Raw genomic sequence first — 20666 nt, forward strand, 5'->3', positions numbered from 1 at the left:
GTCCGCCATTGCATCAGATCCTGGCCTCCAGGATCAGGTTGAAGGGTGTTTCGGCGGCGCGGCGGAAGCGCGACAGGCCGCCTTCGCTGGCGACCTTGCGCAGCCTTGCCTCGCCGGCTTGGGCGCCCAGCGCGAGGCCCACCTCCTGATCGAGCGAGGCCGGCGTGCAGATCATGGTCGATGCCGCATAGTAGACCCGCCCGACCGGGTTGAGATTGTCTTCGAGGCGGTCGCCTGCGAACGGCTCGACCAGCATGCAGGTGCCGTCCTTCGCCATGGTCTTGCGCACGTGGCTGATGGCGCCGACGGGATCGCCCATGTCGTGCAGGCAATCGAAGAAGCAGACGAGATCGTAGCCCTCGGCGGGATAGGTCTTCGCCGAGTGAACCGCGAAGCTGACACGATCGCCCAGCTTCGCCTCAGTCGTCGCCTTTCGTGCGGCCGCGATCGAGCCCTCGTGATAGTCGAAGCCGTAGAAGCGGGAGTTCGGGAAGGCCTCCGCCATCAGCCGTGTCGAGACGCCGTGCCCGCAGCCGACGTCGGCGACCTTGGCACCGCGCTTCAGCTTGTCCACGACGCCTTCGAGCGCGGGCAGCCACTCCTGCACCAGATGATGCATGTAGCCGGTGCGGAAGAACCGGGCGGTGCCGCAGAACAGGCACTCGCTGCGACGATTCCAGCCGACGCCCTTGCCGGACTTGAATGCGTCCGTAATTTTCGGCTCGTCGAGGAACGCCGCGGCAATGACATTACCGACCGCGCCGAGGAAGACCGGGCTGTCATCATCGGCAAGCGCCATCGCCTGCTCCGGCAGCATCGAGAACTTGCCGGAAGCGGAGTCGTATTCGACGTAACCAGAAGCCGCCTGGCTCGCCAGCCACTCGCGGACGTAGCGTTCGTTCGTTCCGGTGGCGCTTGCGAGCTCGGCAGAGCTCATGGGTCCCTTGGCGGCGAGGGCGCGGTAGAGGCCGAGCTTGTCGCCCAGCAGGACCAGCGATGCGTTCATCGCGGCACCGACCTCGGTGATCATCTTGCCCATAAAGGCATTCAACCTGTCGGAATCGACCTCCATGACAGCCTCCATGTTGTGTCTGGCATTTTCAAAGGTCTGCGCAATTGCGTCTTGCCGGACTGCGCCGGCCGATCAGGATCGAAGCGACGGCTCGCGTTCGCGCGTCCTCTATGTGGGTCAATCCGTCGCGCAGGAGGTTCAACACGTCAGGATAACGTGATTTTGGAACTCGATGGCGCGACCACCGGCATCGCGTCACTGGTATTCGTGTGATCCCCGGCATATAATTTCCGCACTTTTTTGACGGTTACCTGAATGTCCAGCCTTGCACGTTCCTGCGGTCTCGCAACTCTCTTCGTGGTGTTCTGCCTCGGCGGAGCGCCGGCTCATGCGCAAGTCGCGCCCCTGCAATATTGGATCCCGGGCGGGCCTTTCGGCTTTGGTGGCAGCGCCGGCCAGGGCTCCGATGGCTACGGCAATTTTCCGAGCTTCAAGGGTGGCGATGCCAACGCAGGCTATGATTTTCGTCCCGGTTTCTTCGTCGGAAGCGAACGCGGCAATCTAGGCCTGGGCGGCCTCAGCCAGCCTGCGCCGGCCGGCAATTTCAACGCGCTCTCCTACGATGGCACGCAGTTCGGTTACAACTACAAGACCGCGGGCGGCATGCCCGTCACGTTCTTTGCCGGGTTCGACACGCTGAAATACAATGGCGGCATCGGCAGCTCGCTCGCCCCGCTCACCTCCAGCGCCTCGCCCGGCTACGGCGCTTTCGCGGGTGTCGAGTTCAAGCCGACCTCCAACCTCAGCCTGTCGTTCGGCGCCGGTTTCACCCAGCAGCAATCGGGACGCATGGACAGCGACATCAATTCGTCAATGCTGCCCGGCGAGTCACCGGCGTTGGGTGGCTTGCGTCGTTGAGCGGTCACGCGTCGCTTTCGCCGCCCGCTTGACGGCAGCCGCGTTGGCTTACGACAAGCCCGCCACCAGCGGGCGTTGCAGGTGCTTCGCCATCAGCTCTGCCGCTTCGGCGTAACGCCGCGTTTCCAGAACCTCGAGCAGGCGCAAATGCTCGCGCACGTGCCGCCGCATACCGTCGCGGTCGGCGAAGCTGCGATAGGCGAACAGGCGTCTGATCGAATTCACGCGCCGGAGCGATTCAAGAAAGAAGGGATTGCCGGCGCCGCGAATGATCTCCTCATGGAATTCGCAACCGGAAAGAAAGACCTCGCCGATCGTCATCTTCTCGAGCTCGCCTTCGAATACGCGCAGCTGGCGCTCGCGCAAGCGTGCAATCACCTCCTGCGGCAGCGCAAAGCTGGGCTGCGCGATTGCCGCAGGTTCGATCACCGCGCGAAACGCCATGGCCTTGGCGTGAGCTTCGGGGTTCGAGACCGTCTCCGCGAAGCGCCAGCCATAACCCGGCAGGCGTGCAATCCAGCCCTCGGCAGCGATCCGGTCAAGCAGCCGCTGCAACTCGGCCCGGCTGAGGCCATAGCGGCGCATCAGCTCCGCCTCGGTGACGTCAGCCGGCAGCCGGCTTGCGAGCACGTCGCCTGCGATGGACGTATAAACCTGTTCGCTGCGCCTGACCGCCGCGAGGGCTGGCTGGGCTGCGCCGCTGGTCGGATGCTTGGCCAGCACGAACCCGCGATGTGGCTCGCCGCGCGCGAGCCCTGCCGCTTCCAGAGCCTTGAGGCCGAGCCGGATCGGCGCGCGTGAAAGATCGAGCGCATCGGCAAGCCTTTGTTCGATCAAGCGATCGCCAGCCTTCATGCCTTCGCGTCGGGCGAGCGCCATGATCAGCCCGGCGAGGTGCTCGGCGCGCTCGGAACCGCCTTTGCTTGAAGCGGGCGGTCGGGAATTGTCGGAGGCGGTCATTGCAGTGCACGCGGATTTTGAGCTTGACAGACTGTCCCACGGATTGTTCTTTTACGCAATAATATACAATCGAACCAGGGAGAGCCTGATGGCGCATGCGCCGGATGTCCTGATTTGCGAGGTCGGCCCCCGCGATGGGCTGCAAAACCTGGACGTGTTCGTTCCCACCGAAGCCAAATGCGCGCTGATTGATACGATCGCCGCCGCCGGCGTGCGCGAGATCGACGCGGGATCCTTCGTGCCGCCGAAGGTCGTACCGCAATTCGCCGATGTCGATGCGGTGATGGCGCACGCGCTCGCGCACAGGACCGCGACCATCGGTGCACTTGTGCCGAACGTGAAGGGCGCCGAGCGCGCCATCGCCGCCGGTGTCGACGCCGTCTACTTCGTCATCTCCGCCAGCGAGACGCACAACCGCGCCAATGTGCGGCGCTCGATCGAAGAGCAGCTCGACGGGTTTCGCGCGGTCCGCGCCGCGATCGACGCCTGTCCGGCGGGCCGGCGGCCGCACCTGATGGGCGCGATCGCCACCTCCTTCGGCTGCTCGCTGGAAGGCGAGGTGAGCGAAGCGGCGGTGTGCCGGGTCGCGCGCGCCTTTGCCGAGGCCGGTGCCGACGAGATCGGGCTCGCCGACACCGTCGGCTACGCCACCCCGAAACTGGTCAGGCAGATCGTCGAAGCCGTCAGGCGTGAAGTCGGATTGCAGATGACGCTGCGGCTGCATCTGCACGACACGCTCGGTGCTGGCCTCGCCAATGCCGTCGCCGGCCTCGAAGCCGGGATCCGGCGTTTCGACGCCGCGGTATCAGGACTTGGCGGCTGTCCTTTCGCGCCTGGTGCCCGCGGCAACATCGTCACCGAGGATCTCGTGTTCATGCTGGAACGCATGGGACTTTCGACCGGCATCGACCTCGATCGGCTGATGCAAACGCGCGAGATTCTGGCCCGCCACATCCAGGCAAAACATCTGACCGGGCACCTGCACGAGGCCGGCATTCCCAAGGTGCTGCGGAGGGCGGCATGACGACGGCCGCGCCCGAGGCGGCAACGGAGCTGCGTCCGCTGGCCGGCCTTCGTGTCATCGAGTTCAGCCAGATGGTGATGGGGCCGAGCTGCGGCTTGATCCTCGCCGATCTCGGCGCCGACGTGATCAAGGTCGAGCCGCCCAAGGGCGACCGCACCCGCTATTTCAAGGGGCCCGCTGCCGGCTTCTTCGCCACCTACAGCCGCAACAAGCGCAGCATCGCGCTGGATACGTCGACCGCGGAAGGCCAGACCATCGCGCGGCGGCTGATCGAGAGCAGCGACGTCCTGATCGAGAATTTCCGACCCGGCCTGCTGAAGCGGATCAGTCTCGACTACGAGTCGGTTGCCGCTTTTGCGCCGCGCCTGATCTACTGCTCGCTCAAGGGCTATTTGCCCGGCCCGTACGAGAATCGCCTCGCGCTCGACGAGGTCGTGCAGATGATGGGCGGCCTTGCCTACATGACGGGCCTGCCGGACCGGCCGATGCGCGCCGGTGCCTCGGTCAACGACATCATGGGCGGCATGTTCGGCGTGATCGCGATCCAGGCCGCGCTGGCCGAGCGGCAGCGCACCGGGCGCGGCCGCTACATCCAGAGCGCGCTCTACGAGAACAACGTGTTCCTGATGGCGCAGGCCATGATGTGCGAGGTGGTCAGCGGCCAGCCCTCGATCCCCTATTCGATCAAGGACAGCCCCTGGCCGGTCTACGATCTCTTCGACACCAGGGACGGCTCGAAGCTGTTCGTCACCATCGTCGGTGAAGAGCAATGGGAGGCGTTCTGCCGCGCCTTCGATCGCGAATCCTGGCTTGCCGATCCGCGCTTTGCGACGAGCAACGACCGCGTCGATCATCGCGGCTGGCTGATCCCGGAGATCGCGAAGATCTTCAAGCAATGGGACAAGGCCGATCTCGCGGCACGCCTCGAGCAGCTCGATCTGCCCTACGCGCCGGTCAACAAGCCCGGCGATCTCTTCGACGACCCGCATCTGAACCAGTCGGGCGGGCTGACCAACATTCACCTGCCTGACGGCGGCGAGGCAAAAACGCCGCTGTTGCCGATCTCCATGGACGGCCGCCGGCTGCCCAACCGCTACGATCCGCCGCAGATCGGCGAGCAGACGCGCGAGATCCTGAGCGAGATCGGCATTTCGTCGAGTGAAATCGAGACGCTGCAAAAGGCAGGAACCATCCGGATTGCGCCTGGGCCGTCCTGACGAACGGATCGATCAAACAAGAATCAAGGAGGAGCACATGAACATCACCAGACGCCAGGCGCTGATCGCGGGCTCCACATTGGCCGGCGCATCGATGCTGCCCGGGCAGCTCCGCGCCGAGACCAAGCAGGTATCGCTCGCCTTCGGGCCGGTGTCGCCGGTCTACGCCATCGGCATGATTGCCGAGCTGAAGGGTTACTTCAGGGACGAAGGTCTCGACTCCAAGCTCGTCACCGGTAACGCCGGCACGTTCGGCCGTCAGACGCTGGCGGCGGGACAAGCCCTGTTCGCGCACGGCGATGCCAGCCATCCGCTCCAGCTCAGTGCGCGCGGCAAACCCTGCAAGATCCTGCTCGCGACCGAGATGGTGTGCTCCTACGCCAACATCGTGGTCCGGCAGGACCTTTACGACGGCGGTATCAATTCAGTCGAGAAGCTCGCCGAGCATAAACGGCCTGACGGCGCCAAGCCGATCGTCGCGGCCACCGCGATCGGGTCGGGCACCTGGGTGTTCGGCACCTATGTGTTCGAAACGCGCGGGCTCGGCGACAGGGTGAACTGGGTCGCCGGCGGCGGACCCAACACGATGTTCCCGTCGCTGCAGACCAAGCAGTTCGACGCCATCATGGCGCCGCCAAGCTGGATCGTCGAGGTCGAGAAGAAGGGCTTCGGCAGGACGATCTACGACACCTCCAAGCCCGGCGTATTCGAGAAGGATTTCGGCGGCACGCTGCCCGTGCTGGTGATCTACACGCTCCAGGACACGATCGAGCAGGACAAGGCGATGGTGCAGGCCTATGTGAACGCGATCCACCGCGCGATCGCTTTCGTGAAGGCGACGCCGCTCGCGGACGTACAGGCACTGGTCACGCCGAAATATTTCTCGGGCATCGACCCCGATGCAGTCAGCGCCGAGCTCGGCTTCGACAAATCGACCTGGGCCTATGACGGCGTCATCGACAAGTCCTCGTTCGAACGCGGGGCCAAGCCCTGGTACCGCAAGGGAACGGATATTCCCGAGACGAAATACGAGGATGTCGTCGACATGAGCTTCCTCCAGGCGGCGATGGCGAAATACAAATGATCGCTGCGCCAGGCCCAGGATTCGCGCTCGCGCGAGACGAGGTGGAGGAGCGAACCCGCATCGCGGTGCGAGGTCTCGCCAAGCGCTTCAACGCGTCCGGCCGCGAGTTCGTGGCGGTCGATGACGTTTCCTTCGAGGTCAAGCAAGGCGAGTTCGTCGCGCTGCTCGGTCCGTCCGGCTGCGGCAAGAGCACCATCCTCAACATGGTTGCGGGGCTATTGCCGCGCTCGGGCGGACGCATCCTGATCGATGAGGACATGGTTGAGACCGGAAAGGTCAACCGCAGGGTCGGCTATGTCTTCCAGCGCGACACGCTGTTTCCCTGGCGAACCGTGGAGCAGAACATCGGCTATGGGCTGGAGATCGCGGGGCTGCGAAAGACCGAGCGCGCCGGGCGCGTCGCTTCGGCCGTCGAGAAGGCCGGGCTCTCCGGCTTTGCACAGAGCTTCCCCAGCATGCTGTCCGGCGGCATGCGTCAGCGCGTCGCCTTGATGCGCACGCTGATCATGGAGCCCGAGATCCTGCTGATGGATGAGCCGTTCGGCGCGCTCGACACCCACACCAAACTCGAGATGCACAAGACGCTGCTGGAGATATGGGAACGCGAGCGGCAGACTGTGCTGTTCGTGACCCACGATCTCGGCGAGGCCTTGACGCTGGCGAGCCGCATCATCCTGCTCTCGGCCCGGCCCGGGAGGCTCAAGGAAGATTTCGACGTCGCCATCCCGCGGCCGCGCGATCCCGTGGACGTGCGCGAGACCGCCGAATTCGGCCGCCTCTACTCTCACATCTGGCATTCCCTCGGCGAAGAATTCCGCCGCACCAGGGCCGAATGATCATGTCCAACAGCCGTAGCGCCGTCCTGTTCTGGCAAGTGGCCATTCTCGTGGTGGTTCTCGTCGTCTGGCAGTGGGGCTTCGAATGGAGCAAGGCGCTGTTGCCGAAGGCCTATGTGCCGAAAATCCTCGATCCCTATTTCGTCGCCAAGCCGTCGTTGATCTGGCAGAGCTTCCTGCGGCTTGGCTGCTTTGCCGATCCCGCCGGCTTTGCCGCCTGCATCAACGGCAACGACAACAATTTGTGGCTCGCCACGCTCGTCACGCTGAAGAACACCTGGTGGGGATTTCTTTTCGGCTCAGCGAGCGGAATCGCGGCCGGCCTGGTCCTCGGCCGTTCGGACTTCCTGGCCCGCGTGTTCGGGCCCTATGTCGTGGCGCTCAACTCGATACCGCGCATCGCGCTGGTGCCGCTCGTCATCCTGATCTTCGGCCTCGGCGATCTCTCCAAGATCGCCACGGCATGGCTCGTCGTGTTCTTCGTGGTGTTCTTCAACACCTTCGAGGGAACGCGTGCGGTCGACCGCGACCAGATCGCCGCTGCCCGTCTGCTCGGTGCCAGCGAACTCACCGTGCTGCGCACGGTGGTGATCCCCTCCGCGCTGGCCTGGGTGTTCGCGTCGCTGTTGCCGGCGGTGTCTTTCGCGCTGATCGGCGTCATCGTCGGCGAATTCATCGGCGCCGAGCGCGGGCTCGGCAAGCTCATCATCGAAGCCGAGGCGCGCGCCAATGCCAGCGAGATGATGGTCGCCATCTTCGTCATGATGTTCGTCGGAATCCTGTTGGCGATCGCGGTGCGCTCGCTGCAGTCCTACCTGCTGCGATGGCAGCCGCAATTCGAACCGTCGGCATAGCAGTCTGGAAGGGTTCGGACGGTGAGCGGCAGGTAGCGCGTCAGCGCGTGAACCGCGCCACCAATTCCACATGCGGCGTGTGGCGGAACTGATCGACCGGGACCACGGTCTCGATCCTGTAGCCGCCGTCGATGAGGAGCCGGGCGTCGCGAGCGAAGGTTGCGGCGTTGCAGGACACCGCGATCACGACGGGTACCTTGCTCGCAGCGAGTTTCAGCGCCTGCGCCTGCGCGCCCTGGCGCGGCGGGTCGAACACCACGGCGTCGAAGTCGCGCAGCTCCGGCGGCACCAGCGGGCGGCGGAACAGGTCGCGCGGTTCGGCCTTGATCGGCTTCAGCCCGGGTGTGCGCGCAGCCTTCACAAGCGCCGCGACGGCGCCGGCGTCGTTGTCATAGGCGGTGACGCGCGCCTTCTCGGCGAGCCTCAAGGCAAACGGGCCGACGCCGCAGAAGAGGTCGAGAACCTCCTTGGCCTTGCCGACGCGCTCGGCGACGAGCGACGCCAGCGTCTCCTCGCCCGCGACCGTTGCCTGCAGGAACGAGCCCGGCGGCAGCGTCACCTCGGCGCGGCCCATCCGCACCGTCGGCGGCAGGCGTTGCAGCACCAGCTCGCCGTGCCGCGTCAGCCGCGCCAGCCGATGCTGCTCGGCGACGCGCGAAAGCGCCGTGACCAGCGGCGTCGGCAGCGGGCCGGAGCCGCGCACGTCGACATCGAGGCCGTTGGCGGTCGCGGTGACCTGGATGTCCAGCGGCTTCGTCACCGCCATCCTAGACGTCAGGGATTCGGCAAGCGCCCAGGCGGCATCGAGCGCGCCCTCGAGCCCGGGATCGAGGATCGGGCAGCGATGAATCGGGATCACGTCGTGCGAGCTCGCCGCCGAGAAACCGACCTTGAGGACGTCATGCGTGCCGAACCGCCCGTGCAGCGTGACGCGCCGGCGGCCGGCACCATGGGCATCGACCAGCGGCGCCACCTCGCAGTCGATCCCGGCCTGGGCCAGCGTCTCGACCACGATGCCGCGCTTCCACGCGTGATAGGGCTCAGCCGCCCAGTGCTGGATGGCGCAGCCGCCGCAGACGCCGAAATGCGGACAGAACGGCTCGATGCGATCGGGGCTGGCGACATCGACCGCGAGCAGCTTGCGGCGGTCGGGATGGCTGCCGGCGACGTGGTCGACCTCGACGGTCTCGCCGCCAAGCGCGTAGGGCACATAGACGGGATCGCCCGCAGCGAGCGAGACGCCGTCGCCGCGATGGCCGACGTGATCGATCCTCATGCGCTCAACCACGGCGCGCGCCCAGGAAGAATTCGATATTGCCGTCACCGCCGGTGATCGGGGAGGGGAACACCTCGATGTCGGTGCAGCCGAGCGAAGCGGCAAAGACCGCGATGTCGTCGCAGATCTCCTGATGCACGGCGGCGTCGCGGATGATGCCCTTCTTGTTGTGCTTCCGATCGGCCTCGAACTGCGGCTTGATCAGCGCCAGCAGGCTCATCGGCGCCGCCGCCAGTGACAGCGCCACGGGCAGCACCGTCTTGAGCGAGATGAAGCTGACGTCGATGACGACGACGTCGGGCCGCGCCGGCAACCGTTTGCCGTCATAGCTGCGGATGTCGGTCTCCTCCATCGACACGATCTTGGGATGGTCGCGCAGCGAGGGATGCAGCTGGCTGGTGCCGACATCGATGGCGAACACCAGGCTGGCGCCGTTCGCCAGCAGCACCTCGGTGAAACCGCCGGTGGAGGCGCCGACGTCGAGGCAGACATGGTCCTCGATCTCGATGGGGTAGCGCTCCAGCGCGCCGGCGAGCTTGACGCCGCCGCGCGACACATAGGGATGCGCAGGCTCGGCGACGATCACCGCGTCCTCGGCGATCGTCTCCGAGGGTTTGGCGACCTGCTTGTCGTCGGCGGTGACGAGCCCGGCCTCGATCGCCGCGCGCGCCCGCGCCCGGCTCTCGAACAAGCCGCGCTCGACCAGCAGAACATCCGCACGCTTGCGGGCAGGGGACATCGGATCTCCGGAGGCGACTGAAACGTCTATGGTGCGATCAATCGCGCGGCCGCGATCCGGACGCAAGCCTCGAACGCGGCCAGATCGTGCCAGACGTCGATCGGCATCTGCGCCGGCGTCACCAGCGGGCAGCCGTGCAGCTCCAGCGCATGGATCATCATGAGGTTGTCGACGAGGCCAAAATCCTCGACCGTCAGCCCCTGTGCATCGACCAGCCGTCCGTCCTCGGAGGTCACGTCCATGAAGCGGCCGACGCGGTCGGCATAGACGGCGCCGTCGTTGGAATAGGCCAGGCAAATCTTGCGGCGGCCGGCCATGTAGCCGAGCTCGTAGACGGTGCCGGGGTCGGCGCCGGCACCGCGGAACGGGGTGAGGTTCGCGATGATGGCATCGGCTTCGTCCATCATCGCCTCGTTGCCGCAAAAGATCTGCCGCGAGGCGTCGGGCGAGGTGAGATCGATCGCGTTGTCGAGGGGATAGAGGCCGGTGAGCCCATGCGCAGCGCAGATCGCGGCCTTTTGCCGGCCGATCTCAACCGCATCCGGCAGGAACACGTCGGGCCCTGCCAGATAGATTTTCATGAAGGTCGCGCTGGTTCGCGAAGGTCGAAGCTCGCCGTTAGGCGAGCTTGACCGTCTCGGTCTTGACGTCCTTGCCCAGCGCCTCGAACACCTTGGCGACGATGCCCTTGGCGTCGAGACCGGCACGGCCGTACATCGCGGCCGGCGTGTCGTGGTCCTGGAACACGTCGGGCAGCACCATCGAGCGGAACTTGACCATGCCGCCGTCGAGCGCGCCCTGATCGGTCAGGTACTGCGCGACATGCGAGCCGAAGCCGCCGACCGAGCCTTCCTCGATCGTGATCAGGATCTCGTGGTCGCGGGCGAGCTTGAGAACCAGCTCGGTGTCGAGCGGCTTCATGAAGCGCGCATCGGCGATCGAGGTGGAGAGGCCGTGGGCGGCGAGTTCGTCGGCCGCCTTCTCGCATTCGGCGAGGCGCGTACCGAAGGAAAGCAATGCGATCTTGCTGCCCTGGCGAATCATGCGGCCCTTGCCGACCTCGAGCGGAACGCCGACTTCGGGCATCTCGATGCCGCGGCCTTCGCCGCGCGGATAGCGCAGCGAGCTCGGACGGTCGTCGATCGCGACCTGGGTCGCCACCATGTGCACGAGCTCGGCTTCGTCGGCCGCGGCCATGATCACCATGTTCGGCAGGCAGCCGAGATAGGCGTTGTCGAACGAGCCGGCATGCGTCGCGCCGTCGGCGCCGACGAGGCCGGCGCGGTCGATGGCGAAGCGGACCGGCAGGTTCTGGATGGCGACGTCATGCACGATCTGGTCGTAGCCGCGCTGCAGGAAGGTCGAGTAGATCGCGCAGAACGGCTTGTAGCCTTCGCTCGCAAGACCGGCGGCGAACGTCACCGCGTGCTGCTCGGCGATGCCGACGTCGAAGGTGCGGTCCGGGAAGGCCTTGTTGAAGATGTCGACGCCGGTGCCGGACGGCATCGCCGCGGTGATGGCGACGATCTTGTCGTCCTTCTGCGCTTCCTTGACGAGGCTCTGGCCGAACACGTTCTGGTAGGCCGGCGCATTCGGCTTGGCCTTGGCCTGGGTGCCGGTCGCGACGTCGAACTTGACGACCGCGTGGTACTTGTCGGCGGAAGCTTCCGCCGGGCCGTAGCCCTTGCCCTTCTGAGTCACGACGTGGACCAGGATCGGGCCGGTCTCCATGTCGCGCACGTTCTTCAGCACGGGCAGCAGATGGTCGAGGTTATGACCGTCGATCGGGCCGACATAATAGAAGCCGAGCTCCTCGAACAGCGTGCCGCCGTCCATCATGAAGCCGCGCGAATATTCCTCGACGCGGTTGGCGCGGTTGGCGATGATCTTGGGCAGGCGCTTGTTGATCTGCTTGGCCGCATCGCGCAGCGTGCGATAGGTCTTGCCGGAGTAGAGGCGCGACAGATAGGCGCTCATCGCGCCGACCGGCGGCGCGATCGACATGTCGTTGTCGTTGAGGATCACGATCAGGCGCGAGTTCATGGCGCCGGCGTTGTTCATGGCTTCATAGGCCATGCCGGCTGACATCGCGCCGTCACCGATCACCGCGATAACGTTGTTCTTGCCGCCGGAGAGGTCGCGCGCGACCGCCATGCCGAGGCCGGCGGAAATCGAGGTCGAGGAATGCGCTGCGCCGAACGGATCGTAATCGCTCTCGCTGCGCTTGGTGAAGCCGGACAGGCCGCCGCCGGTGCGCAGCGTGCGGATGCGGTCGCGCCGGCCGGTGAGGATCTTGTGCGGATAGGCCTGATGGCCGACGTCCCAGATCAGCCGGTCGCGCGGCGTGTCGAAGACATAATGGATCGCGGTGGTGAGCTCGACCACGCCGAGGCCGGCGCCGAAGTGACCGCCGGTCACCGAGACGGCATCGATGGTCTCTTGCCGCAGCTCGTCGGCGACCTGGCGAACCTGCTCGATCTTGAGCTTGCGCAGGTCATCCGGCGTATGGATGGTGTCGAGAAGCGGCGTTTTACTGTATGCGTTCACGGCGATTTCCAATTTGTCAGCGCCGGAAGATCGTTCCGGTGCGCGATGGGTTTGCACAATATCGGCGCAGCGCGAGTCCTTAAACCGTCGGAGCCACCTGCATGGGGCAGGGCCCCGTCTTCAAGCTTAGGTGAGCTTAGGTGCGCTCCGGTTCAGTCCCTGTGATCCCTGTCACTTAGATCGGCTTCGTCCGTCCCAGCCAATTTCATTAGCAGTTTGAAGCGCTTGTCGTCGGTAATTTGTGCCCACGCAAGGCTTGCAAAAAGCCACACTCCGCGCAGCTTTACACCAAAGCTTGGGCCAAAGCCAACCCGCAGGGTCGTTTAGGGGTATGCACCTGCAACCCGCGGGCCAGCTTGGTTAATCCTGGCGCCGGCGGATGGGTTCCAGTCTTGCCCGGTTCCTCGCCTGCATTTTGGGCGAGAGGAAGGCCGTTTTGGCCAGATTCGCGAGCCCGAGAGGCCCTGGCCGGGGGAACTCTTCGATGTCAGTGCTTGGCCGCCGAGGGCTGTAAGCCCAAACAGCGGCGTGCGATCATGAAAAACTGCAGATGGCCGATGCTTGAGGCGGGCGGCTTGAAACGGGGACCTTACTGCACGTCGAGCGGTGCGGTGCCGGTGGCCTGGCCGCTGGCATCGGTGGTGATCTTGTCGACGCGTGCCTCGGCTTGGCGCAGCAATTCCTCGCAGCGGCGCTTCAGCGCCTCGCCGCGCTCGTAGATCGTCACGGATTCCTCGAGCGGCACCTTGCCGTCCTCGAGCCGCTTCACGATGGTTTCGAGCTCCTCGATGGCGCGTTCGAAGGTGAGCCTGGAGACGTCGACTTGGGTATTTTCGGCCATATCCGTTTCCGATTGCCCGCTTCACGTGAGAAAAAGCGCAGTTTTGCGGGCGTAATGTGGCGGGTGCGTCAAGCGCCCATCAGGGCGCCGACATGCGCCGTAACAGATTCTTTCAATCCTTGCAGGTCATAGCCGCCCTCGAGCACCGAAACAATGCGGCCCCCTGCGGACTTGTCGGCAAGGTCCATCAGCTTGCGCGTGACCCAGGTGTAGTCCTCCGCGCGCAAATTCAGCGAGGCCAGCGGATCGCGGTAATGCGCATCGAAGCCCGCGGAGATGACGAGAAGCTCGGGGCTGAATTTTTCGAGGCGCGGCAGGATCAGTTGCTCGAACGCGGCGCGGAATTCTGGTCCGCCGTCTTCGGAAGCGAGCGGCGCATTGACGATGGTGTCGTGGTCGCCGCGCTCGCCCTTCGCGCCGGTACCCGGAAACAGCGGCATCTGATGCGTCGAGCAGTACATCACGGTCTGATCGGACCAGAAGATGTCCTGCGTGCCGTTGCCGTGATGCACGTCGAAATCGACGATGGCGGCGCGCTGGACGCCGTATTTGCGCTGCGCGTGACGCGCGGCGATCGCGGCATTGTCGAAGAAGCAGAAGCCCATCGGCTTGCCGATCTCGGCGTGATGTCCGGGCGGGCGCACCGCGACGAAGGCGTTGCGATGCTCGCCATTCATCACCGCTTCGGTCGCAGCCACTGCGCCGCCGACGCCGCGCATCACTGCTTCCCACGTGCCTGGTGACATCGAGGTGTCGCCGTCGATATAGACTTGGCCGCTGGTCGGCGCGATGTGGCGCAGCTCGGTGACGTAGTGCTCGTTGTGGCACAGCGTCACGAGATCGAGATCGCCTTCCGGTGCCAGGTCGCGCGCCAGGAACTGGAAGCGTTCCTGCGACAGCGCTTCCTCCACCGCCCGCAGGCGGTCGGGCCTTTCAGGGTGTCCCGGCGGCGTGACGTGGTCGAGGCAGGCCTTGTGGGAGAGGAGAAGCGTGCTCATCAGGTCGGCCTCACAGGGAACGGGCTCTTGACGTCGCTTGGCGCATCCCGAGCCAAAACGCAAATGCAAAACGCAATCTAAGCGCTTGGGCGGGGATGGCAAAGGGTGGTTCCGGACAAGTCCGTTTGATCCGGATCAATTCACGCGCAGGATGCGGGTGGGCGGCAGCGGACCGATCGGTCCGTGTGCCCTGAAGAAGGCGAACAGCGCGTCCGCGTCGTAGCCGCCATATTGCTGCGCTGTGCCTTGTTTGGCGGCCGTGAAACCGTCACCGCCGACGGCGAGGTAATCGTTGACGGTGACGCGGTAGCCGCTCCCAGGCTCGATCGGCTTGCCGTTGAGCGTCACCTTCTCGATGCTGATTCGCTCGCCGAAAGGTTTCGTCGCATCCCAAGTGTAGCTGAACCCGTTCGACACCTGGAGAATCCGCGGGCGCTTCGGATCGAGCCATTGCTGCTCCAGCATGTCCTTGAGCTGGCTGCCCGTGAGCGTCATCGTAACGAGGCGATTGCGGAACGGCTGGCTCGCGAACAGTTCGCCGAACGACACCGCGCCGTTCTCCTTCGGAACAATGTCGGTGCGGATGCCGCCGGGATTGGTGAACGCGATGACAGCGCTGCCATCCTTGGCGTCCTTCGTCGCGGCGAGCTGAGCGTCCGCGATGACGTCGCCGAGTGCGCTCTCGCCGGCCTCGTTCGGCACGCGCGACAGCGTCTGCGTCACCGATCCGGCAGGGCGATTCGCAATCGGTGCCGACAGCTTGTCATAGGCATCGATCAGGGCGGTCTGTTCGGGATCCTTCGCCAGCGAGGCATTGGCGACGATGACGTTCTCGGCTTTGGCGCCGACGATGTCGCGGGTTACAGGATCGAGCTTGAGGTCGATCGCGGTGACCAGCGTGCCGTATTTGTCGCCGCTGGTGACGAGCCGCCCGTCGATGTCGCAGACATAGGCGCGGTGGGTGTGGCCGCTGACGACGACGTCGACGGCGCGGTCGAATTTCTTGACGATGTCGACGATCGGCCCCGTAATGGCAGGGCATTCATTGTAGTCGCCCGAGGGCTCACCGCCCTGGTGGATCAGCACCACGATCGCCTCGACGCCACGCGCCTTCAGCTGCGGCACCAGCGCGTTCACCGTCTCGGCCTCGTCGCGGAATTCGAGCCCGGCAATGCCTGAGGGCGAGACGATGCCCGCGGTCTCCTTCAAGGTCAGTCCGATGAAGGCGACGGGGATGCCCTCGACCTCCCTGATCTCGTAGGGCGGCAGTACGCTCTTGCCGGTCGCGGTCTCGATGGTGGAAGCCGCGAGATAATGGAATTTGGCGCCGGTGAAGGGATGCGGCCCCTGGCAGCCGTCGACCGGATGACAGCCGCCGTTCTGCATCCGCAAGAGCTCGGTCTTGCCCTCGTCGAACTCGTGATTGCCGACCGATGTGATCGCAAGTCCCATCATCGAGAGCGACTCGACCGAGGGCTCGTCGTGAAACATCGCCGACAGGAACGGGCTCGCGCCGATCAGGTCGCCGGCGGCGACGAAGATCGTGTTGGTGTGCCCCTCGCGCAGCTGCTTGACCAGCGTCGCCATATACTCCGCGCCGCCGGCCGCGACCGTCACCTTCTTGCTCTTGTCCTCGGGATCCCCGATCCGGATGCCGCCCGGCGGCGGACGCAGATTGCCGTGGAAATCGTTGATCGCGAGAATGCGCAGCTCGACGGGCGCGGCGGTCTGGGCCGAGGCGGGGAGGGTGGCGAGAGCGGCAAGGAGGAATAGGAAGGCGTATCGCATGGAACAAGTTTAGTCGTTCCCCGCGAAGATTTCACGAACGTTCTCGCTGTCATTCCGGGGCGCGACGAAGTCGCGAGCCCGGAATGACGACCATTGGCTGGGCGCCGGCCGCCCCCTACCTCTTCTTCCGATTCGCAAACGCCTTGAACGCGGCAATCGCCTCGTCCGACTTCAGCCGCTCGCCGAACAGATGGGCCTCCTGGTCGATGCGGCGGGTGAGCTCCTCGGGCGCGGCGCGCAGCAGCTTGCGCGAGGCCGCGACCGCCTCGGCCGGCAGCCGGCAGATATCGCGCGCCACCTTGCGCGCCTCGACCTCGGTATGTCCCGGCGAGACCACGGTGTTGACGAAGCCTGCCGCGTGCGCCTCCGCGGCGGTGAAAGTTCGCCCCATCACCAGCATCGCGAAGGCGCGCTGGTAGCCCATCGTGTTCGGCATCAGGAGGCTGGCCGCGCCGACCGGAACGAGCCCGAGATGGATATAGGGCGCGGAGAAGGTCGCGGCGTTCGAGGCAAGCACATAGTCGCAATGGAACAGCATCACGGTGCCCATGCCGATCGAGGCGCCGTCGACGGCCGCGATGATCGGCTTGACGTTGAGGGCGAGCGAATAGAGAAATTTTGCGCCGTCCGACAGCGTCTCGGAATTCGGTTCGGCCTGCATGAAGTCGTCGATGTCGTCGCCGGCGGTGAACACGCCGGAGCCGCCGGTGATGATCATGCAGCGGATGTCGGGATTGTTCTGCGCGGTGTCGATCGCGCGGCTCATCTCGCGATACATGTCCTGCGTGATCGCGTTCTTCTTGCTCGGGCGGCGCAGGGTGATGACGCGCGTTCCGCGCTCTTCGGTGACGACGATATTGCCATTCGGCATGAGAGCCCCCTGCGGTCGCCGCGACGCTTGCCTTGGCGAGTCTCGCAAGCCTCAGCCTACATCATCTTGCAGGCGTGCCAATCCGCCCGCTCGGCCTTTTCGAGAACGTCCTCGTGAGTCCGCCATATGGCGCGCTGTCGTTTTTCTGATCGGGAACCGCACCGCACCGGATCATGCCGGTTGTATTGCTTCGCACATGCAGTTGCGCATTGCAACAAATGGCTACAATGTTTCATTTGAAAAACCGGGGGTTGTAGGGCACGATTGCCCAATGCCGTTCCACTTGGCCGATTGCTCGTTTGATGATTGCCGCAACGGGCGTTGACGAATCCTCGCTGCGTTATCGCGGCTGGCGCGTCGTGCTGGCCTGTTTCCTGATGGCCTTCTTCATGTTCGGCTTCGGCCTCTATGGCCAGGGCGTCTATCTCGCCGAGCTCCAGCGCGCCCATGGTTGGCCGGGCACGCTGGTCTCCGCGGCCAGCACCTTCTCGTTTCTCCTCACCTCCGTGCTCGTCATCTTCACCGACGATCTGCTCGCCCGCATCGGGCTGCGCGCGCTGATCCTGTGCGGCCTGTCGGCGCTCGGCGCGTCGACCGTGCTGCTGGCGCTGATGCAGACGCCCTGGCAGCTTTATCTCGCCTATGCGCTGATGTCGGTCGGCTGGACCGGCATGGGCACCGTGGTGATCGCCACCGTGCTGAACGCCTGGTTCGAACGGCGGCGCGGGCTCGCGCTCAGCCTCGCCTTCAACGGCGCGACCTGCGGCGGCATCGTCCTCGTTCCGCTGCTGCTGTCGCTGACCGGCAGCATCGGCTTCCAGTCCGCCATGCTTGCCGCCACGATGGCGATGGTGGTGCTGGTGCTGCCGGTGGTTGTCATCTTCATCGGCTGGCCGACGCAGATATCGCCGGCATCGGGCGGCCGCTCGTCCGCTGGCATGGCCGCGCCGGCCCATTCCCGCAAGACGCTGCTCGCCAACGCGGCGTTCTGGACCATGGTGCTGCCGATCGCGATCGCGCTGCTGGCGCAGATGGGATTCATCATCCACCAGGTGACGTTCCTCGAGCCGCTGATCGGGCGTTATGCCGCAGGCCTTGCGGTCACCATCATGGCGGCGATGGCGGTGGTCGGCCGCCTGTCGCTCGGCCTGTTCGTCGACCGGCTCGATCCGCGGCTCGCCTGCGCGGCGTCGATGACGAGCCAGGCGGCGGCGCTGTTCGTGCTTCTCCAAAGCACGAACCCGACCGTGCTGCTCGTCTGCTGCGCCGTCTACGGCTTCTCGATTGGCAACATGATCACGTTCCCACCCTTGATCATCCAGCGCGAGATCGGCGCTGCCGCCTTTGCCGCCGCAATGGGATTGGGCACGTCGATCAGCGGCGTCGTCAGCGCCTTCGGCCCCGGCATCATCGGCCTCGTGCGGAGTTTCACCGGCAACTACACGAGCGCGTTTGCGATCTGTGTGATGCTCGATCTCGTGGCGGCGGGAATCGTGCTGTGGCGGCCGGGGAGAAGGGCGAAGCTCGCCGCTTCGTAGGGTGGATGGAGCGAAGCGCAATCCGGGATAGGCTCGAGTGTGGCACGTGCGTCCCACATGTTCGCTGTCATCGCCCGACTTGATCGGGCGATCCAGTACGCCGAGACGTTTGTTGTTTTATCGCGAGGCCGCGGCGTACTGGATTCCCCGCTTTCGCGGGGAATGACAGCGGGGAGGAGGAGAAATCTCCCATGACAACGCGTTGGCAGTATCTCGCTTACAACAACACCGCATCCGCCGCAGCGACCGACTCCGCGCTCTCCGTCACCGTGCGCTCCAGCGCGCCGGCCTGCACCGTGATGTTCTCGGCGAAGAAGCGCGCGAGCGAAACGTAGCGCGGGGCGTCAGTGTTGCCGTCGGACTTGGCGGCGAGCGCCTCGGAGGCCAGCATGCAACCGCCGAGCGTCGAGCCGAACTGCTGCAGATACGGCGTCGCGCCGGCGAGCGCCTCGTTCGGCGCGGAGGTCACGCGCTCCAGCAGCCACTTGCTGGTGCGCGTCAGCGCCTCCAGCGCCTCGCGCAGCTTGATACCTGTGGTGCCGAAAGCGGGATCGTTGGAGGCTTCGACCTGCTTCACGGTTGCCGAGAGCTCGTCGAGCAGCGCCCACACCGCAGCGCCGCCATTGGCCGCGAGCTTGCGCGTGACGAGATCGATCGCCTGAATGCCGTTGGTGCCCTCGTAGATCGCGGTGATGCGCGCATCGCGATAGTGCTGCGCGGCGCCGGTCTCCTCGATGAAGCCCATGCCGCCGTGCACCTGCACGCCGAGATAGGCGACCTCGTTGCCGATATCGGTGGAATAGCCCTTCGCCATCGGCGTCAGCAGCGCCGCGCGCGCGGCGGCGTCCGCGCGGACCTTCGGATCCTTGGCGCGCGTGGAGACGTCGATCGCGACCGCGGTCGCATAGCAGATGGTGCGTGCGGCGGCGGTCTGCGCCCGCATCCGCATCAGCATGCGCTTGACGTCCGGATGCACGAAGATCGCGTCCGAACCGTCGCCCTTCTTGCCGATGGCGCGGCCCTGCTTGCGCTCCTGCGCATAGGCCAGCGCCTGCTGGTAGGCGCGATCGGCGACGCCGACGCCCTCCAGCCCGACGCCGAGGCGGGCCTGGTTCATCATCGTGAACATGCAGCGCATGCCCTGGTTCTCTTCGCCGACGAGGAAGCCGATCGCGCCGCCATGATCGCCCATGGTCATGGTGCAGGTGGGGGAAGCGTGCATGCCGAGCTTGTGCTCGACGCCCGACGCATAGATGTCATTGCGCGCGCCGAGCGAGCCGTCGGCATTGACCATGAACTTCGGCACGAGGAACAGCGAGATCCCCTTGGTGCCCGCGGGCGCGTCCGGCAGGCGCGCCAGCACGAAATGCACGATGTTGTCGGTCATGTCGTGCTCGCCATAGGTGATGAAGATCTTCGTCCCCTTGATGCGATAGGTGCCGTCGGCCTGCTTGTCGGCGCGGGTGCGCAGCGCGCCGACGTCGGAGCCGGCCTGCGGCTCGGTGAGCTGCATCGTGCCGGTCCATTCGCCGGAGACGAGCTTTTCCAGATAGATCTTCTTCAGCTCGTCGCTGCCATGCGCATCCAGCGCCTCCATCGCCGAGGCCGTCAGCAGCGGGCAGAGGCCGAAGGCGACGTTGGAAGCGCTCCAGATCTCGGTGCAGGCGGCGTTGATCGCGATCGGCAGGCCCTGGCCGCCGAAATCCTCGGGGCCGGAGACCGCGTTCCAGCCGCCCTCGGTCCAGCGCTTGTAGGCGTCCGGCCAGCCCGGCGCAGTCGTGACCTTGCCATCGCTGAGCTTGATGCCGTGCTCGTCGCCGACCTGGTTGAGCGGCGCCAGCACGTCGGTTGCGAACTTGCCGGCTTCCTCCAGCACGGCGCTCACGATGTCGCCGTCGAAATCGCCGTAATGGCCGGCCTCCACGGCAGCCTTGAGGCCGGCGCCATGGTTGAGCGACAGCAGCATGTCTGAGATCGGCGCGCGGTAGGTCATGGCTCACTCCCGTGGACAGGTATTGGCGCCGTATTCCCATGAAACGGGGGAGGTCTCAACTGCCCGAACGCCGGGACTGCGCCGGCCCGGAACGGCGCCGCCGCCGGGCCTATAATAAAGGGTGGCTCGGCCAGCGCCGGCCCCGGTCCTGGACCTCAGGTATTTTGCCC

Annotated in this window: 18 protein-coding genes; 7 read left to right on the top strand and 11 right to left on the bottom strand. The window is 65.5% G+C overall.

The features are described from left to right. Window positions 1–13: 13 nt before the first annotated feature. Window positions 14–1072, bottom strand: a complete 1059-nt coding sequence (locus AC0L3X_RS06505; RefSeq protein WP_063986592.1) for a class I SAM-dependent methyltransferase — start codon at window positions 1070–1072, stop codon at window positions 14–16. A gap of 255 nt (window positions 1073–1327) precedes the next feature. Here AC0L3X_RS06505 and AC0L3X_RS06510 point away from each other — a divergent pair, with 255 nt between their 5' ends. After that, window positions 1328–1930 (top strand): hypothetical protein, encoded by a 603-nt coding sequence (locus AC0L3X_RS06510; RefSeq protein ID WP_063984916.1) that lies wholly within the window; start codon window positions 1328–1330, stop codon window positions 1928–1930. 48 nt (window positions 1931–1978) lie between these two features. On the opposite strand, the gene AC0L3X_RS06515 is transcribed toward AC0L3X_RS06510, so the two are convergent. Then, complete coding sequence (locus tag AC0L3X_RS06515; protein WP_084795387.1) at window positions 1979–2890, bottom strand: GntR family transcriptional regulator; 912 nt, start codon at window positions 2888–2890, stop codon at window positions 1979–1981. Window positions 2891–2978: 88 nt separating this feature from the next. On the opposite strand from AC0L3X_RS06515, the gene AC0L3X_RS06520 reads away from it, so the two are divergent. The 5 genes from AC0L3X_RS06520 to AC0L3X_RS06540 are packed head-to-tail and all read left to right on the top strand — an operon-like array spanning window position 2979 to window position 7905. Continuing rightward, window positions 2979–3914, top strand: a complete 936-nt coding sequence (locus AC0L3X_RS06520; RefSeq protein WP_063984915.1) for a hydroxymethylglutaryl-CoA lyase — start codon at window positions 2979–2981, stop codon at window positions 3912–3914. Further along, complete coding sequence (locus AC0L3X_RS06525; protein WP_063984914.1) at window positions 3911–5131, top strand: CaiB/BaiF CoA transferase family protein; 1221 nt, start codon at window positions 3911–3913, stop codon at window positions 5129–5131. Before AC0L3X_RS06520 ends, AC0L3X_RS06525 begins: the two co-directional genes overlap by 4 nt. A gap of 37 nt (window positions 5132–5168) precedes the next feature. Next, a complete protein-coding gene (locus tag AC0L3X_RS06530) occupies window positions 5169–6215 on the top strand; it encodes an ABC transporter substrate-binding protein (protein ID WP_063986590.1) in 1047 nt (348 codons plus the stop codon). Further along, entirely contained in the window at window positions 6212–7051 is an 840-nt protein-coding gene (locus AC0L3X_RS06535) for an ABC transporter ATP-binding protein (RefSeq protein ID WP_084795245.1), read from the top strand. Before AC0L3X_RS06530 ends, AC0L3X_RS06535 begins: the two co-directional genes overlap by 4 nt. A gap of 2 nt (window positions 7052–7053) precedes the next feature. Continuing rightward, entirely contained in the window at window positions 7054–7905 is an 852-nt protein-coding gene (locus AC0L3X_RS06540) for an ABC transporter permease (protein ID WP_063986589.1), read from the top strand. A gap of 40 nt (window positions 7906–7945) precedes the next feature. Here the strand turns inward: AC0L3X_RS06540 and AC0L3X_RS06545 are convergent, their stop codons facing one another. From AC0L3X_RS06545 to AC0L3X_RS06580, 8 genes are all read right to left on the bottom strand, one after another. Beyond that, complete coding sequence (locus AC0L3X_RS06545; RefSeq protein ID WP_063984913.1) at window positions 7946–9193, bottom strand: class I SAM-dependent RNA methyltransferase; 1248 nt, start codon at window positions 9191–9193, stop codon at window positions 7946–7948. Further along, window positions 9186–9920, bottom strand: a complete 735-nt coding sequence (locus AC0L3X_RS06550) for a TlyA family RNA methyltransferase (protein ID WP_063984912.1) — start codon at window positions 9918–9920, stop codon at window positions 9186–9188. The genes AC0L3X_RS06545 and AC0L3X_RS06550 overlap by 8 nt, the downstream gene beginning before the upstream one ends. A 26-nt stretch (window positions 9921–9946) precedes the next feature. Beyond that, window positions 9947–10501 (bottom strand): nucleoside 2-deoxyribosyltransferase, encoded by a 555-nt coding sequence (locus AC0L3X_RS06555; protein ID WP_063984911.1) that lies wholly within the window; start codon window positions 10499–10501, stop codon window positions 9947–9949. 37 nt (window positions 10502–10538) lie between these two features. Next, entirely contained in the window at window positions 10539–12467 is a 1929-nt protein-coding gene (dxs, locus tag AC0L3X_RS06560) for a 1-deoxy-D-xylulose-5-phosphate synthase (RefSeq protein WP_028148183.1), read from the bottom strand. Between the two features lie 589 nt (window positions 12468–13056). After that, the gene (locus AC0L3X_RS06565; protein WP_008132970.1) at window positions 13057–13308 is read right to left on the bottom strand and encodes an exodeoxyribonuclease VII small subunit; all 252 of its coding nucleotides are present in this window, start codon (window positions 13306–13308) and stop codon (window positions 13057–13059) included. A 68-nt stretch (window positions 13309–13376) separates the two neighbouring features. Continuing rightward, window positions 13377–14306 (bottom strand): histone deacetylase family protein, encoded by a 930-nt coding sequence (locus AC0L3X_RS06570; RefSeq protein WP_063984910.1) that lies wholly within the window; start codon window positions 14304–14306, stop codon window positions 13377–13379. Between the two features lie 135 nt (window positions 14307–14441). Next, window positions 14442–16094, bottom strand: coding sequence for a bifunctional metallophosphatase/5'-nucleotidase (locus AC0L3X_RS06575; RefSeq protein WP_063984909.1), 1653 nt, complete (start codon window positions 16092–16094; stop codon window positions 14442–14444). Window positions 16095–16209: 115 nt separating this feature from the next. After that, on the bottom strand, window positions 16210–16965 hold the full coding sequence (locus tag AC0L3X_RS06580; protein WP_028148179.1) for an enoyl-CoA hydratase-related protein: 756 nt from the start codon (window positions 16963–16965) through the stop codon (window positions 16210–16212). Window positions 16966–17267: 302 nt separating this feature from the next. On the opposite strand from AC0L3X_RS06580, the gene AC0L3X_RS06585 reads away from it, so the two are divergent. Beyond that, the gene (locus AC0L3X_RS06585; RefSeq protein WP_063984908.1) at window positions 17268–18503 is read left to right on the top strand and encodes an MFS transporter; all 1236 of its coding nucleotides are present in this window, start codon (window positions 17268–17270) and stop codon (window positions 18501–18503) included. A 217-nt stretch (window positions 18504–18720) separates the two neighbouring features. On the opposite strand, the gene AC0L3X_RS06590 is transcribed toward AC0L3X_RS06585, so the two are convergent. Continuing rightward, window positions 18721–20496, bottom strand: a complete 1776-nt coding sequence (locus tag AC0L3X_RS06590; protein WP_063984907.1) for an acyl-CoA dehydrogenase — start codon at window positions 20494–20496, stop codon at window positions 18721–18723. Window positions 20497–20666: the final 170 nt, after the last annotated feature.

The organism is Bradyrhizobium sp. MI1.7 (assembly GCF_055811795.1).

Bases quoted from the DNA above. Each gene is read 5' to 3' on its own strand.
- AC0L3X_RS06505 (WP_063986592.1), bottom strand. From the start codon at position 1,072: ATGGAGGTCGATTCCGACAGGTTGAATGCCTTTATGGGCAAGATGATC.
- AC0L3X_RS06555 (WP_063984911.1), bottom strand. From the start codon at position 10,501: ATGAAAATCTATCTGGCAGGGCCCGACGTGTTCCTGCCGGATGCGGTT.
- AC0L3X_RS06540 (WP_063986589.1), top strand. From the start codon at position 7,054: ATGTCCAACAGCCGTAGCGCCGTCCTGTTCTGGCAAGTGGCCATTCTC.
- AC0L3X_RS06575 (WP_063984909.1), bottom strand. From the start codon at position 16,094: ATGCGATACGCCTTCCTATTCCTCCTTGCCGCTCTCGCCACCCTCCCC.
- AC0L3X_RS06565 (WP_008132970.1), bottom strand. From the start codon at position 13,308: ATGGCCGAAAATACCCAAGTCGACGTCTCCAGGCTCACCTTCGAACGC.
- AC0L3X_RS06515 (WP_084795387.1), bottom strand. From the start codon at position 2,890: ATGACCGCCTCCGACAATTCCCGACCGCCCGCTTCAAGCAAAGGCGGT.
- AC0L3X_RS06525 (WP_063984914.1), top strand. From the start codon at position 3,911: ATGACGACGGCCGCGCCCGAGGCGGCAACGGAGCTGCGTCCGCTGGCC.
- AC0L3X_RS06585 (WP_063984908.1), top strand. From the start codon at position 17,268: ATGATTGCCGCAACGGGCGTTGACGAATCCTCGCTGCGTTATCGCGGC.
- AC0L3X_RS06530 (WP_063986590.1), top strand. From the start codon at position 5,169: ATGAACATCACCAGACGCCAGGCGCTGATCGCGGGCTCCACATTGGCC.
- AC0L3X_RS06570 (WP_063984910.1), bottom strand. From the start codon at position 14,306: ATGAGCACGCTTCTCCTCTCCCACAAGGCCTGCCTCGACCACGTCACG.
- AC0L3X_RS06580 (WP_028148179.1), bottom strand. From the start codon at position 16,965: ATGCCGAATGGCAATATCGTCGTCACCGAAGAGCGCGGAACGCGCGTC.
- AC0L3X_RS06590 (WP_063984907.1), bottom strand. From the start codon at position 20,496: ATGACCTACCGCGCGCCGATCTCAGACATGCTGCTGTCGCTCAACCAT.
- AC0L3X_RS06535 (WP_084795245.1), top strand. From the start codon at position 6,212: ATGATCGCTGCGCCAGGCCCAGGATTCGCGCTCGCGCGAGACGAGGTG.
- AC0L3X_RS06520 (WP_063984915.1), top strand. From the start codon at position 2,979: ATGGCGCATGCGCCGGATGTCCTGATTTGCGAGGTCGGCCCCCGCGAT.
- AC0L3X_RS06550 (WP_063984912.1), bottom strand. From the start codon at position 9,920: ATGTCCCCTGCCCGCAAGCGTGCGGATGTTCTGCTGGTCGAGCGCGGC.
- AC0L3X_RS06510 (WP_063984916.1), top strand. From the start codon at position 1,328: ATGTCCAGCCTTGCACGTTCCTGCGGTCTCGCAACTCTCTTCGTGGTG.